Below are 13,168 nucleotides of genomic sequence, written 5' to 3'. Positions count from 1 at the left end.
AAAGATCGTCCGGTAACGGGAACCGGGGCTCGGGCCCTGGGGGCTCAGGGCCCGGGCCCCGGGTCTCTGGGGTCGGGTGTCAGATGTTCGGATGTCAGATGGCGGGCCGGGACCGCTCAGTCCTGGTCGAGGCCCCAGCGGGTCCGGATCGACCGGTCCACCACGCCGAAGAGCTGGTCGATCACGATCCCGATGACCAGGATGACGATCATGTAGGAGATCATGTCGGCGGTGTTGTTCAGCTCCCTGGCCTGCGACAGCAGCACGCCCAGCGAGGTGGTGTCGCCGATGATGACCAGCAGCTCGCCCGCCATCAGGCTGCGCCACGCGAACGCCCAGCCCTGCTTGAGCCCCGCCACGAACGACGGCAGCGACGCGGGCATGATCAGGTGCCGGTACAGGTTCACCCCGCGCAGCCCCATCACCTTGCCCGCGCGCAGCAGGATCGGCGGCGTGTAGTCGACGCCCGCGATCAGCCCGTTGGCGATGGAGGGCGCCGCGCCGAGCACCACCACGAACAGGATCGCGCTCTCGCTGAGCTGGAACAGCAGGATCGCGAGCGGGAACCACGCGATCGACGGCATCGTCTGGAGCCCGGTGATCAGCGACCCGAACGCGCGGCGCAGGATCCGCGACTGCGACACCATCGCGCCGACCAGCACGCCGATCGCGACCGCGACCGCGAACCCGACGACCGCGCGCCGCATGGTCAGCGCCGCCGCCTCCCAGAACCGGGAGCTGGTGACCTGGTCCTTGAACACCGGCAGCGTGTCCTTCGGGCCGGGCAGGACCCACGGCTCCTTCCAGCCGCTCCACACCACGATCTGCCAGGCCAGCAGCCCGATCAGGGCGGCGGCCCCCATCGGCCAGATCGCGGACCAGGCCCGCTGCAGGGCGCGGCGCGGCGCCCCGCCGCCGCCGAGCTCCAGCGCGTCCAGGCCCGCCATCTCGCGGTCGAGGGCGCTGCCCGACGTCCGCACGTCATGCGCCATGGCGGCCAACCTCCTCGCGCAGCCGGTCGGTGATGGTCGCGGCGAGCGTCGCCACGTCGGCCGCGTCGATCCGCCTCGGACGTTCCATCGGCACGGGGAACTCCTCCACGACCCGGCCTGGGCGGCTGCTGAGCAGCACGACCCGGTCGCCCAGCCGCACCGCCTCCCGCACGTTGTGGGTCACGAACAGCACGGTCAGCCCGCGCGTCCGCCAGATGCGCTCGATCTCGTCGTGCAGCAGGTCGCGGGTCATGGCGTCGAGGGCGCCGAACGGCTCGTCCATCAGCAGGACGGTGCCGCCCGGGACGCTGTCCTCGTTCTTGTTCTCCTCGATCGTCAGCGCCAGCGCGCGGGCGAGCGCGACCCGCTGGCGCATGCCGCCCGACAGCTGGTGCGGACGCTTCTTGGCGAACCCGCCGAGGTGCACCGAGTCGAGCAGCTCGGCGGCACGGCCACGGCGGTCCTCGCGCGGGACGCCCCGCATCTTCAGCGCCAGCTCCAGGTTCCCCGTCACGGTCAGCCACGGGAACAGCGCCGGCTCCTGGAACATCAGCGCGACCCGCGCGCCGTTCTTGTCGATCGTCCCGGCGCTCGGCCGGTCGAGGTCGGCGACCAGGTTGAGCAGCGTGCTCTTGCCGCACCCGGAGGCGCCGAGCAGGCACACGAACTCACCGGGCGCCACGTCGAGGGAGACCTGGTCCAGTGCGAGGAGGGAGGATCCGCCCGTGCCGAACGCCTTGGAGACGTCGCTGAGCCGGACCGCCGTGGCCGCCGCGGTCATTTGTCGCTGACCTGTGCCTTCCCGCTCGCCTTGAGCACGTCGTTGAGGGGGCCGAGGTCGTAGATCCCGTTCAGGTCGGTCTTCTCCAGCAGCCCGATCTCCTCGGCGTGCTGGGCGCCCTGCACCAGCGAGGTCGCGACCGGGTCGGTGGTGAACTGGATCTCCTTGAACGCCGAGTCCAGCACGGCGGGCTTGAGCGGCTTGCCGCTGAGCTTGGTCAGCGCATCGTTGACGGCGGTCTTGGCCTCGGCCGGGTGCTGGTTGATGTAGTCGGTGCTCTCCACCACGCCCTGGAGCAGCTTCTTGACCTGGTCGGGGTGGGCCTTCTCGAACTTCTGGCTCACCAGCAGGTTGGTGATCACGAACTTGCCGCCGGGCCAGAGGGTCTTCTCGTCCAGCAGCCGCTTGCCCTTGCTCTCCAGGATCAGCCGCGAGGCGTAGGGCTCGGGGACCCACGCGCCGTCGATGTTGCCCTGCGCGAACGTCTGGAGCGTCTGCGCGTTGTCCTGCGGGACGACCTTCACGTCACCGCTGCCGTCCTTGTTCGCCGTGAGGCCGTTCTTCTTGAGCCAGTAGCGGATCGCGACGTCCTGTGTGTTCCCGAGTTGCGGCGTGGCGATCTTCTTTCCCTTGAGATCCTGGACGCCGTTGATACCGGGTTTCACGACGAGCGAGACACCGCCCGAAGCGGCGCCGGAGATGATGTGAACCGCTTTCCCGTGTGACTTCGCCCACGCGTTGATGGACGGGTTGGGGCCGACGAAGGTCGCGTCGACCGCGCCGGAGAACAGCGCCTCGACGGCGGCCGGCCCCGCGTTGAACGTCGCCGTCTTGGGCGCGGTGCCGAGGTGCTTGGCGAAGATCCCCTTCTGCACGCCCACGAGCGCGGTGGCGTGGGTGATGTTCGGGAAGTAGCCGAGCTTGAGCTGGGGGGACGATCCGGAGCCGCCGTCGTCGTCGTCGCCACCGCAGGCACCGAGCGCACCCGCTCCAGTGAGGACGGTCAGAGCCACTGTGGCGACACGCCAGCGGAGTCCGCGATGCATTGTCATGTTTCCCTACTTATCAAGTCTGTTTGACGTGGACAGTAGATAAGGTTGGCAATCACTTCGTCAAGTCGGTTGCGCAGATCGGTTTCGTAACAAGGGCCGGATTTGTGAGCGGCGAGCCAGTTGGGTCGCGCGGGACGGCGCCGGATAGGCTCTGTGACCGCACCAATCCATTCGCAAGATCAAGGAGATGCCGTGTCGTCGATCGAGGCCGTAATCGCCCGGGAGATCCTTGACTCCCGCGGGAACCCGACCGTCGAGGTCGAGGTGCTGCTCGCCGACGGCACCGAGGCGTCCGCCGCCGTGCCGAGCGGCGCGTCCACCGGACAGTTCGAGGCCGTGGAGCTGCGCGACGGCGGTGAGCGCTACGGCGGCAAGGGCGTGCGGAACGCCGTCCGCGCCGTCACCGAGACCATCGACGACAAGCTCGTCGGCTACCCCGCCTCCGACCAGCGCCTGGTCGACCAGCTCCTCATCGACCTGGACGGCACCCCCGACAAGTCCGCGCTCGGCGCCAACGCCCTCCTCGGCGTCAGCCTCGCGGTGGCCAAGGCCGCCGCCGAGTCCGCCGGGCTGCCGCTGTTCCGCTACGTCGGCGGGCCGAACGCGCACGTGCTGCCCGTCCCGATGATGAACATCCTGAACGGCGGCGCGCACGCCGACACCAACGTCGACGTCCAGGAGTTCATGATCGCGCCGATCGGCGCGGCCACCTTCTCCGAGGCGGTGCGCTGGGGCGCCGAGACCTACCACGCGCTGAAGTCGGTGCTGAAGTCGCGGGGCCTCGCGACCGGCCTCGGCGACGAGGGCGGCTTCGCCCCCGACCTGCCGAGCAACCGCGACGCCCTCGACCTGATCCTGGAGGCGATCCGCAAGGCCGGCTTCACCCCCGGCCGCGACGTCGCGCTCGCCCTGGACGTCGCCGCCAGCGAGTTCCACGCCGACGGCCGCTACACCTACGAGGGCGCCGAGCGGTCCGCCGACGACATGGCCGCCTACTACGCCGAGCTGGTCACCGAGTACCCGCTGGTCTCCATCGAGGACCCGCTCGACGAGGAGGACTGGACCGGCTGGTCCGGCCTCACCGCCGCGCTCGGCGACCGCGTCCAGCTCGTCGGCGACGACGTCTTCGTCACCAACCCCGAGCGGCTCGCCCGCGGCATCGCCGAGGGCGCCGGCAACGCGCTGCTGGTCAAGATCAACCAGATCGGCACGCTCAGCGAGACCCTCGACGCGGTGACGCTGGCGCAGACCAGCGGCTACCGCTGCATGATGAGCCACCGGTCCGGCGAGACCGAGGACACCACGATCGCCGACCTCGCCGTCGCGACCAACTGCGGCCAGATCAAGACCGGCGCCCCGGCCCGCAGCGAGCGCGTCGCCAAGTACAACCAGCTCCTGCGCATCGAGGAGCTGCTGGGCGACGCGGCCCGCTACGCCGGCGCCGCCGCGTTCCCCCGGTTCGACCGGCAGGGCTGACCCGGGCGGGCCCGGCGCCGCGCGGCGCCGGGCCCCTCCGCGGCCGCCCGCGAGGAACCCCCGCGACCGATCCCGTCCAGGCAGACTCGTCCAGGCAGAGCAGACTCGTCCAGGCAGAGGGGACACGCCATGGCGCAGGACGACAGGGCCCGCTCCCGGGCCGCCCGCGACGAGCCCGACGGCGACCGGGGACGGCGCGGCAACCCGGCGCTGACCAGCCGCGCCGCGATCCTCGCGGTCGTCGTGTGCGCGATCGCGCTGAGCCTCGCCTACCCGGTGCGCGAGTACATCGCCCAGCGCAAGGAGATCGCCGATCTCCAGCACAAGGAGAGCGTCGCCCGCCGCCAGGTGGACGAACTGGCGCAACGCAAGCAACAACTGGGTGATAAGTCGTACATTGAGCGGGAGGCGACGCGCAGGCTCCACTACTGCCGCCCGGACGTGAAGTGCTACACCGTCCTGGGGGGCGGCGGCGAGGGCGAACAGGAGGCCCGCAAGGGCCGGCCGCCGAGCAAGCCGCCATGGTACGAGACACTGTGGCGGTCGGTGGAGGCCGCCGACCGCCCCCGCTGAGCCCGGCGCGCGGGTGGTCAGGGGTCGTGAGGTCCGCGGGTGGGGACACGGGATGGTTGAGGAACGCTCCTATAAGCAGGACCAGGTAGCCGAGCGGGACCAGGTGGCGGGGGAGGACGTCGCGGCGGTCGCGGCGCAGCTCGGGAGGGAGCCGCGCGGGATCCGGCGGGTCGCCTACCGGTGCCCGTGCGGGCGGCCCGCCGTGGTCGAGACGGCGCCGCGCCTTCCGGACGGCACCCCGTTCCCCACGCTGTTCTATCTGACGTGCCCGAAGGCCGCCTCGGCCATCGGGACGCTGGAGGGCGGCGGGATGATGCGCGAGATGCAGGCGAGGCTCGCCGGTGATCCGGCGCTGCAGCGTGCCTACACCGCCGCGCACGAGGACTACCTGCGCCGCCGCGGCGACGCCGCCCGCGAGGACGGCATCGAGCCGCTGCCCGAGGGCATGCAGAGCGCGGGCGGGATGCCGGAGCGGGTGAAGTGCCTGCACGCCCTCATCGCCCACGAGCTGGCCGTCCCGGGCGTGAACCCGTTCGGCCGGGAGGCGCTGGACGCGCTGCCCGGCTGGTGGCGCTCGGGCTCGTGCGTCCCCGCCGACCGCGCCGAGGAGGAGGGCCGGTGACGCGCGTCGCCGCCATCGACTGCGGGACCAACTCGGTCCGGCTCCTGATCGCCGACATCGCCCCGGGCGCGGACGGCGGGGCCCTCACCGACGTCGAGCGCCGGATGGAGATCGTCCGGCTGGGGGAGGGCGTCGACCGCACGGGACGGCTCGCGCCCGCGGCGCTGGAGCGGACCTTCACCGCGATGCGCGGCTACGCCGAGCTGATCGAGCGGCACGGCGCCGCGGCGGGCCAGGGGCCGCTGAAGACCCGGGTGGTCGCGACCAGCGCCACCCGCGACGCCGCCAACCGGTCGGAGTTCGTCGACGGCGTCGTCGAGATCTTCGGCGTCGTCCCCGAGGTGATCAGCGGCGACGAGGAGGCCGCGCTGTCGTTCGCGGGCGCGACGCGGGAGCTGGCGGGGCTGCGTCCCGCCCGTCCCTACCTGGTGGTGGACATCGGCGGCGGCTCGACCGAGTTCGTGCTCGGCAGCTCCTCGGCCGACGCGGCCCGCTCGGTCGACATCGGCTGCGTGCGGATGACCGAGCGGCACCTGAGGGACGGCGACCCGCCCTCGCCCGAGCACATCGCGGACGCGGTCGCCGACATCGACGCGGCGCTCGACCGGGTCCGCGAGGTGGTGCCGGTCGACGAGGCGCGCACGCTGGTGGGCCTCGCCGGATCGGTCACGACGGTCGCCGGGATCGCGCTCGACCTGCCGGAGTACGACCCGGCGAGGATCCACCTGTCCCGCATCACCGCCGACCGGGTCCACGAGGTGACGCGGCGGCTGCTGCACGCGACCCGCGCCGAGCGGGCGGAGTTCGGCGTCATGCACCCCGGCCGGGTGGACGTGATCGGCGCGGGCGCGCTCATCCTCGACCGCATCATGCGGGAGTACGGCTTCGGAGCGGTCGTGGTGAGCGAGCACGACATCCTGGACGGCATCGCCTGGTCCCTCCTGTGAGGGAGGGCGGCTACCGCTCGACCGCTACTGCTTGAACTGGGCCAGCAGCGCCGGGATCAGCACGGCGTTGGGGTTCTGCTGCGGCACGTAGAGGACGGGCGCCGCGCTGCTGGACTGGTGGATCCAGACCCGGCCGCCGTCCACGGTGGCGCTGGAGATCGCCGTCCAGCTCAGCGACACCCGGTTGCCGCGCACGCCGCCCGGGTGGACGGTCAGCCCCTGCGCCACGTCGATCGACTCGCCCGCGCGCACGCGTCCGGCCAGCTCGGACACCAGCCGCTGCTCGGCCTGGACCTGGCACAGCTCGATGAGCCGCCCCCAGATCCGCTCGGGCTCGCCCTCGGGGCCGAGCGGGCGGCCGGGCATGGCGTCCGGCTCGATGACGACCTCGACGCGCGGCCCGCCGTGGAACGGGAAACGGCCCGCCTGGAACACCCATTGGGTGGTCGTCTGCTGGCCATAACCGGACGCGACCTCCGCCGCCCAGTACGCGACCCACTCCACCCGCGGCCAGCCGAGGACGGCCGTCCCGTAGGAGAGGAGTTCGTCGTCGGCGTGCAGGCGCAGGCCGCGCACGTTCACGTCCACGGCCTGGACGGCGGGCTGCCTGCCCCAGTCGTTGCGTTGCCCTAAGGGCGCGCTGTAGTACGGCTCCTGTTCGCGCCGCTCCTCCGCCCGCCGGCGGGACCGCTCGGGGCGCCGCGTACGGGGCGGGCCCGGCGGCTCGGGGTTGAGGCGCTCGGTCCACACCTGGCCGTCCCACCAGCGCAGACTGCCGGTTCCATAGGGGTCGGGATACCAGCCCGGTTGCGACAAGGCAGCCTCCGCTTCGCGAATGGGGTGCCGGACACCCGCCTCCCCGACCGGCCAACGCATCGTATCGAGCCGAGCCCCCGGCGCAGAGAGCGCGGCCACTCCGCGCCACTTGCCCCCCGGGGTGGGACGATGAGCGGTATGGCGAACGCTCCCTTCGTACCCCCCGGATCCGGGTGGCCGGGCGACCCGGCCACCCCCGGCACACCGGTGGCGCACGACGCCGCCGAGGTGATCGAACTGGCCGCGAAGTCCCCCGGTCTGGACGAGCTGTGCGCCCGGCAGTCGGTGTGCCGCGCGTGCGACCGGCTCGTGGAGTGGCGCGAGCGGGTCGCGGTGGAGCGGCGCAGGGCCTTCGCGGACGAGGAGTACTGGGGCCGGCCCATCCCCGGATGGGGCGCGGCCGAGCCCCGGGTCATGATCGTGGGCCTGGCGCCCGCCGCGCACGGCGGCAACCGCACCGGGCGGATCTTCACCGGAGACCGGTCGGGCGACTGGCTGTTCGCCTCGCTGCACCGGGTGGGGCTCGCGGCCCTCCCGACCAGCGTCCACGCGGCCGACGGCCAGCGGCTGATCGACACCAGGGTGGCGGCGGCCGTCCGCTGCGCGCCGCCCGACAACAAGCCGACCCCGCTGGAGCGGACGACGTGCCTGCCGTGGCTGGCCCGCGAGGTCGCCGAGGTCGCGCCGAGCGTGCGGTGCGTCGTCTGCCTGGGCGGGTTCGCGTGGCAGGCGGTGTGGCCCGCGCTCCGGCAGGCGGGGTACGGGCTGCCCCGGCCGCGTCCGAGGTTCGGGCACGGCGCGGAGGTCGAGCTGGCACCGCCGTCCTCGGTGCCCCGCCGGGATCCGGTCCTGCTGCTGGGCTGCTACCACCCGAGCCAGCAGAACACCTTCACCGGGCGGGTCACCGAGGAGATGCTGGACGCCGTCCTCACCCGCGCCCGCGACTACGCGTAGCGGTCGCGCGTGGTCCATCGCGCGCGGCCGGTCGCGCGTGCGGCCTACGGGTGGGTGAGGGTGAGCGGCGTCAGGCGGATGCTCCCGTGCTGGCAGACGGCGCCGTAGTTCCACGGCGCGGTCAGCCGCGTGGTCTCGTTCGGCGGGATCACGCGCAGGGTGGTCGGGACGGGCTCGCACGGGTCGCCGGTCTCGTCGTCGGCCGGGACCGCCGCCCAGTGCAGCACCTCGTAGGCGCTGTGCCCGGCCGGGATCGTGATCGTGTGGGCCTTCCCCTCGCGGACGGTCGTGGTGGGGATGGCGCCCTTGGCGTCGGCCTGGCCGAGCCCCGACCAGCCGCCCGTGGTGCAGGCGCTCTTGGAGATGTTGGTGAGGGCGAGCGTGAGGTAGCGCTGCCCGGCCCCGGCGTCGAAGTCCGACAACGACGCCTTGAGCTTGGACGTGGTGCAGTGCGGCGCGGCGCGTCCGGTGGTGGCCTGGCCGGTGGCGGCCTGGCCGGTGGTGGTCTGACCGGCGTTGGCCGTCGCCGCGAAGCCGGTCAGCGCGGTGGCGGTGGCGGCGGTGGCGATCGTTCCCCAGATGATGCGCTTCATCGGGCATCTCCCCCAAACAGGTGGTGGGCCTCAAGAACGGGTGACGGCGGGGCAGGGCCTGGGCCAAGCGGCCGGACCGGGCGGACCGACCCCTGAGCGGTCCGCCCCATCCGGCCGCTTGACGCCCCCGTCCGGCCCTGTCCCCACCGTCGGTCTCTTCTGGTGGTGCATCGGGTGAGATGTTGATATGTCGGCAAAAGTTCGGCCCTGATGGTCATGAACGTCCGACCCGGACGGGAGGGGTCCCGCGCCCGCTGAGGTGCGGCGGCGGGGTGATCGAGCCCGGTATGGGGGTACCGGTCCCGGTATGCCTTCCGAGCAGAGCACGGCCCGCGTCCAGCACATCGTGATCATCGGCGGCGGCTACGTCGGCATGTACACGGCCCTGCGCCTCCAGCGGAAGCTGAGATCGAGGATGCGCCGCGGCGAGGTCGCGGTGACCGTGATCGACCCGCAGTCCTACATGACCTACCAGCCGTTCCTGCCGGAGGCCGCCGCCGGGAACCTGGAGCCGAGGCACGTCGTGGTGCCGCTGCGGAAGGTCCTGCGCCGCTGCCGGATCGTCAACGGGTTCGCGACGCGGATCGAGCACGCCACGCGGACGGTGACCGTCCGCCCGGCGGGCGCGGACGCCACCGGCGCGCCCGACCAGCGGATCGGCTACGACGCGCTGGTGGTGGCGCTCGGCTCGGTCTCGCGGACGCTGCCGATCCCCGGCCTCGCCGAGTGCGGGATCGGCTTCAAGACGGTGGAGGAGGCGATCTTCCTGCGCAACCACGTCCTGCACCAGCTCGACATCGCCGCCACCAACCCCGACGACGAGGAGGTCCGCCGCCGGGCGCTGACGTTCGTGTTCGTCGGCGCCGGGTTCGCGGGGATCGAGGCGCTGGCGGAGCTGGAGGACATGGCGCGGGACGCCTGCCGCTGGTACCCGACGATCGACGCCTCGGAGATGCGCTGGACGATGGTCGAGGCCACCGACCGGATCCTGCCCGAGGTCGGCCCCGAGATGGGCCGCTGGACGGCCGAGGCGCTGCGCCGCCGGGGCATCGAGATCAAGACGGAGACGCTGCTGAAGTCGGCGGAGGGCCGGCACATCGTGCTGAGCGACGGCGAGGAGTTCGACGCCGGGACGCTCGTCTGGACGGCCGGGGTGAAGCCGCATCCGGTCGTCGGCGACAGCGACCTCCCCCTGGATGACAAGGGCCGTGTCAAGGCGACCGCCGAGCTGACCGTCGAGGGACTGGAGCACGTCTACGCGGCGGGCGACAACGCGGCCGTGCCCGACCTGACCGACACCGGCGACTTCACCGCGCCGAACGCCCAGCACGCGGTCCGGCAGGCCAAGCGGCTGGGCGACAACATCGCGGCGGACGTGTGCGGCAAGCCGCGCAAACCCTACCGGCACGCCTACGTCGGATCGGTGGCCGGTCTCGGCCTCCACAAGGGTGTGGCGAACGTCTACGGCGTGAAACTGCGCGGGATTCTGGCCTGGCTCATGCACCGCACATACCATTTGTCTCGTATGCCGACCGTGAACCGTAAGTTCCGGATCACCGCCGACTGGACGCTCGCGCTGTTCTTCCGGCGCGAGATCGTCTCGCTGGGCGAGCTGGAACGTCCCCGCCAGGAGTTCGAGCTGGCGGCCGGGAGGCGCACCGACGTCTAGCCGCGTTCGCTGAGTACCGGCCCACGTCCCCCGCCCGGCGGCCCGGGACGCGGGCCGTGCCTTGGCGGGCGCGGCCTCGCGTGACGGCTGAGGCAACATCGAGAGCACCCTGGCCCCTGCCCCCGAGGAGGCGTTCCCGAGGATGAAGGACGGAGTCGCCTCCAGGCTGGCGCCGCTGCTCACCAAGATCATGCTCGGTGAGGGGCGCGAGGCCGAGCACGAGCTGCCGATCCAGGTGCGGGCGTGGGACGGCAGCGCCGCCGGGCCGCCCGGCGCGCCCGCGTTCGTGATCCGGCACCGCCGGGCGCTGCGCAGGCTGCTGTGGAAGCCGGGGGAGATGGGCCTCGTCCGCGCCTACGTCGCCGGTGAGCTGGACATCGAGGGCGACGTGTTCGCCGCGCTCGACGCCGTCCAGCAGGTGATGCGCAGCGGCGACCGGCCCATCAGGCTGAGCGGGGACGACAAGCGCGACATCGTCCGGACGGCGGTGACGCTCGGCGCCGTCGGCCCCGAGCCGAAGCCGCCGCCCGAGGAGTTCGCGTCCGGGCGCGGCACCGCCCCGCTGACCGAGTCGGCGGCGTTCTTCGGGCGGCTGTTCGGGGACGGGCTCGCGCACGGCACCGGGCTGTGGGACCAGGCCGTCGACCTCGGCGAGGCCACCGGCGCCGCGCACCGGGCGCTCGCGGAGCGGCTCGGGCTGTTCACCGGCGCCCGCGTCCTGGACCTGAACGCCGGCTGGGGCGCGTTCGCCCGGTACGCCGCCGCCGAGCACGGCGCCCGGGTGGTCGCGCTGACCCGCACCGCCGAGCAGGCCGACCACCTGCGCGCGCTCGCGGACGAGGCGGACGCCGACCTCCAGCCGCGCGGCTTCGACCTCGCCGAGGCGGGCGCCGGCCCCTACGACGCGATCGTCGGCATCGCGGGCATCGAGTCGCTGGAGCGTGACACGGCGCGGCTGCACGGGCTGCTCGCGCCGGGAGGGCGGCTCGTCCTGCAGCAGCCCGTCCGCCGCCCGGGGCCGCACCAGATCCGCCGGACGTTCACCACCAGCTACATGTTCCCCGAGGACGGCGAACTGCGCCCCCTCGGCGCGATCGTCGGCGAACTGGAGGACGCGGGCCTGGAGGTGCGGGCCGTCGGCGCGCTCCGCGAGCACCACGCGCGGACGCTTCGGGCATGGGCGGCGAACCTTCAACGTCATTGGTCACACTGCGCCGAACTAGCCGGAACCGGCCGCGCCCGGGTCTGGCTGCTCTATCTCGCGGCCTGCGCCCTCGCCAGCGAGAGCGGACGTATCGGTATGCACGAAATATGTGCTATTCGTCGTGATCGCGATGGTCGGGCGGGAACGACCTTGGTGGAAGGGCGCGCCGTAATCAGCCGTTGAACCGTGCCAATTTCCGGTCCGGCCCCGCGCGCACCCCAGATCACGCGCTGCACGATGACCTGGCCGTTTCCGGCCCTCTGCCGGTCACATGCCCGCTCACCGGCGGGAATGCGCCCAGAGTCGAATATTGCACGTCCGGGAGCCCAAGGGCATCCCGGTATGATTGCGCCGCCCCTGTAGCCCAATGGCAGAGGCAGGCTCCCTAAAAGAGCCTATGTGTCGGTTCGAGTCCGACCAGGGGCACCCGATGACCGGCCGGCGTCCCGCCGGGGAGCGCCGGCCGGGCTCCTTCCGAACGCTTCCCGAACGGCTTCCGAACGGCACGCGAAGATCAATTGGGCCGGTCTTTCGCGTGTTCACCGGCACGGTTAGGGGAAGGTTCCGGGAGCATCGCGTGGACGAGCGCCATTCGCCGCTTAGACTGGTGCTCGGGTCGTCCGACTTGGAGGCGTCAATGGAGAGCAGGAACCCGGCATTCCGGGGCCGTGCCTTCGAGCAGCGCACGGGGGGTGCCGCCTACGGCGCGCCCGGCTACGGCGCGCCCGCCTACGGGCAGTACGGGTACTCCCCGGCGCCGCCGCAGGCCCCGCCGGCGGCCACACGCCCGATGACGATGGACGACGTCGTCGTCCGCGGCGCGTCGACCCTGCTGACGCTGGTGATCACCGCCGCGCTCGCCTGGACGCTGGTGCCCACCCGCCTGGCCCCCGCGGTGCTGGCCGTCGCGCTCATCGCCGAGATCGGGATCTGGGCGTTCATCACCTTCGGCCGCAAGGCCAACGCGCCGATGGTGCTGGCCTTCGCCGCGGTCTACGGGGTCGCGGTCGGCATCATCAGCCACGTCTACAACGACCTCTACCACGGCGTGGTCTTCCAGGCCGTGATCGGCACCGCGCTGGCGTTCGGCGCGACGCTGGCCGTCTACGCGCTGCGGATCGTCCGCGTCACGCCCGGGTTCTCCCGGTTCGTCGTCGCGGCGGGCCTCGGCCTGATCGGGCTGATGATCGTCAACGCGCTCGTCCACCTGTTCGGCGGCGACGACGGCATCGGCATCCGCGACCCGAGCAGCCCGCTCGCCTACATCTTCAGCGTCGCCGCGATCCTCGTCGGCTGCTTCTTCCTGCTGCTCGACTTCGACTCGATCGAGCAGGGCGTCCGCTCGGGCGCCCCGGAGAAGTTCGCCTGGTACTGCGCGTTCGGGCTGGTGCTCAGCCTGGTGTGGATCTACCTGGAGATGCTCCGCCTGCTGTCCTACTTCACCGGACGCGACTAGCCGGCGTCCGGACGCCGATCGGCCCCCCGCCGC

At 72.4% G+C, this 13,168-nt stretch carries 13 protein-coding genes and 1 tRNA gene; 9 read left to right on the top strand and 5 right to left on the bottom strand.

Going from position 1 to position 13,168, the window contains the following annotated elements; translation table 11 throughout:
- Positions 1 to 116: 116 nt before the first annotated feature.
- From GNZ18_RS25640 to GNZ18_RS25630, 3 genes are read right to left on the bottom strand one after another with little or no spacing between them, the layout of a single operon-like run.
- Positions 117 to 992 carry an ABC transporter permease gene (locus GNZ18_RS25640; RefSeq protein ID WP_156219075.1) on the bottom strand — a complete coding sequence of 292 codons (876 nt, stop codon included), beginning with the start codon at positions 990 to 992 and terminating at the stop codon, positions 117 to 119.
- Complete coding sequence (locus GNZ18_RS25635) at positions 982 to 1,773, bottom strand: ABC transporter ATP-binding protein (RefSeq protein WP_156219074.1); 792 nt, start codon at positions 1,771 to 1,773, stop codon at positions 982 to 984. Before GNZ18_RS25635 ends, GNZ18_RS25640 begins: the two co-directional genes overlap by 11 nt.
- Positions 1,770 to 2,819, bottom strand: a complete 1,050-nt coding sequence (locus tag GNZ18_RS25630; protein ID WP_156219073.1) for an ABC transporter substrate-binding protein — start codon at positions 2,817 to 2,819, stop codon at positions 1,770 to 1,772. The genes GNZ18_RS25635 and GNZ18_RS25630 overlap by 4 nt, the downstream gene beginning before the upstream one ends.
- 198 nt (positions 2,820 to 3,017) lie before the next feature.
- On the opposite strand from GNZ18_RS25630, the gene eno reads away from it, so the two are divergent.
- The 4 genes from eno to GNZ18_RS25610 all read left to right on the top strand — a co-directional run bounded on the left by eno (position 3,018) and on the right by GNZ18_RS25610 (position 6,443).
- On the top strand, positions 3,018 to 4,301 hold the full coding sequence (eno, locus tag GNZ18_RS25625) for a phosphopyruvate hydratase (protein WP_242885753.1): 1,284 nt from the start codon (positions 3,018 to 3,020) through the stop codon (positions 4,299 to 4,301).
- A 129-nt stretch (positions 4,302 to 4,430) separates the two neighbouring features.
- A complete protein-coding gene (locus GNZ18_RS25620; RefSeq protein ID WP_156219071.1) occupies positions 4,431 to 4,874 on the top strand; it encodes an FtsB family cell division protein in 444 nt (147 codons plus the stop codon).
- Positions 4,875 to 4,926: 52 nt separating this feature from the next.
- On the top strand, positions 4,927 to 5,496 hold the full coding sequence (locus GNZ18_RS25615; protein ID WP_156219070.1) for a DUF501 domain-containing protein: 570 nt from the start codon (positions 4,927 to 4,929) through the stop codon (positions 5,494 to 5,496).
- The gene (locus tag GNZ18_RS25610; protein WP_214620860.1) at positions 5,493 to 6,443 is read left to right on the top strand and encodes a Ppx/GppA phosphatase family protein; all 951 of its coding nucleotides are present in this window, start codon (positions 5,493 to 5,495) and stop codon (positions 6,441 to 6,443) included. Before GNZ18_RS25615 ends, GNZ18_RS25610 begins: the two co-directional genes overlap by 4 nt.
- Before the next feature lie 24 nt (positions 6,444 to 6,467).
- Here the strand turns inward: GNZ18_RS25610 and GNZ18_RS41500 are convergent, their stop codons facing one another.
- Entirely contained in the window at positions 6,468 to 7,259 is a 792-nt protein-coding gene (locus GNZ18_RS41500) for a DUF2510 domain-containing protein (protein ID WP_214620861.1), read from the bottom strand.
- A 138-nt stretch (positions 7,260 to 7,397) separates the two neighbouring features.
- On the opposite strand from GNZ18_RS41500, the gene GNZ18_RS25600 reads away from it, so the two are divergent.
- Positions 7,398 to 8,213, top strand: a complete 816-nt coding sequence (locus GNZ18_RS25600) for a uracil-DNA glycosylase (RefSeq protein WP_156219069.1) — start codon at positions 7,398 to 7,400, stop codon at positions 8,211 to 8,213.
- Between the two features lie 44 nt (positions 8,214 to 8,257).
- On the opposite strand, the gene GNZ18_RS25595 is transcribed toward GNZ18_RS25600, so the two are convergent.
- Complete coding sequence (locus tag GNZ18_RS25595) at positions 8,258 to 8,806, bottom strand: DUF4232 domain-containing protein (RefSeq protein WP_156219068.1); 549 nt, start codon at positions 8,804 to 8,806, stop codon at positions 8,258 to 8,260.
- Positions 8,807 to 9,113: 307 nt separating this feature from the next.
- On the opposite strand from GNZ18_RS25595, the gene GNZ18_RS25590 reads away from it, so the two are divergent.
- The 4 genes from GNZ18_RS25590 (at position 9,114) to GNZ18_RS25575 (ending at position 13,135) form a co-directional block, all read left to right on the top strand.
- Positions 9,114 to 10,475, top strand: a complete 1,362-nt coding sequence (locus tag GNZ18_RS25590; protein ID WP_156219067.1) for an NAD(P)/FAD-dependent oxidoreductase — start codon at positions 9,114 to 9,116, stop codon at positions 10,473 to 10,475.
- Positions 10,476 to 10,617: 142 nt separating this feature from the next.
- Positions 10,618 to 11,862, top strand: a complete 1,245-nt coding sequence (locus tag GNZ18_RS25585) for a class I SAM-dependent methyltransferase (protein ID WP_156219066.1) — start codon at positions 10,618 to 10,620, stop codon at positions 11,860 to 11,862.
- 170 nt (positions 11,863 to 12,032) lie between these two features.
- Positions 12,033 to 12,105, top strand: a tRNA-Leu gene (locus tag GNZ18_RS25580).
- Between the two features lie 211 nt (positions 12,106 to 12,316).
- A complete protein-coding gene (locus GNZ18_RS25575; protein WP_156219065.1) occupies positions 12,317 to 13,135 on the top strand; it encodes a Bax inhibitor-1/YccA family protein in 819 nt (272 codons plus the stop codon).
- The last annotated feature ends 33 nt before the right edge of the window (positions 13,136 to 13,168 follow it).

This window comes from Actinomadura litoris, from assembly GCF_009733595.1.
Lineage (GTDB): Bacteria > Actinomycetota > Actinomycetes > Streptosporangiales > Streptosporangiaceae > Spirillospora > Spirillospora litoris.
Note: the sequence above shows the minus strand (reverse complement) of the source record. Positions and strands in the feature narration are given on the sequence as shown.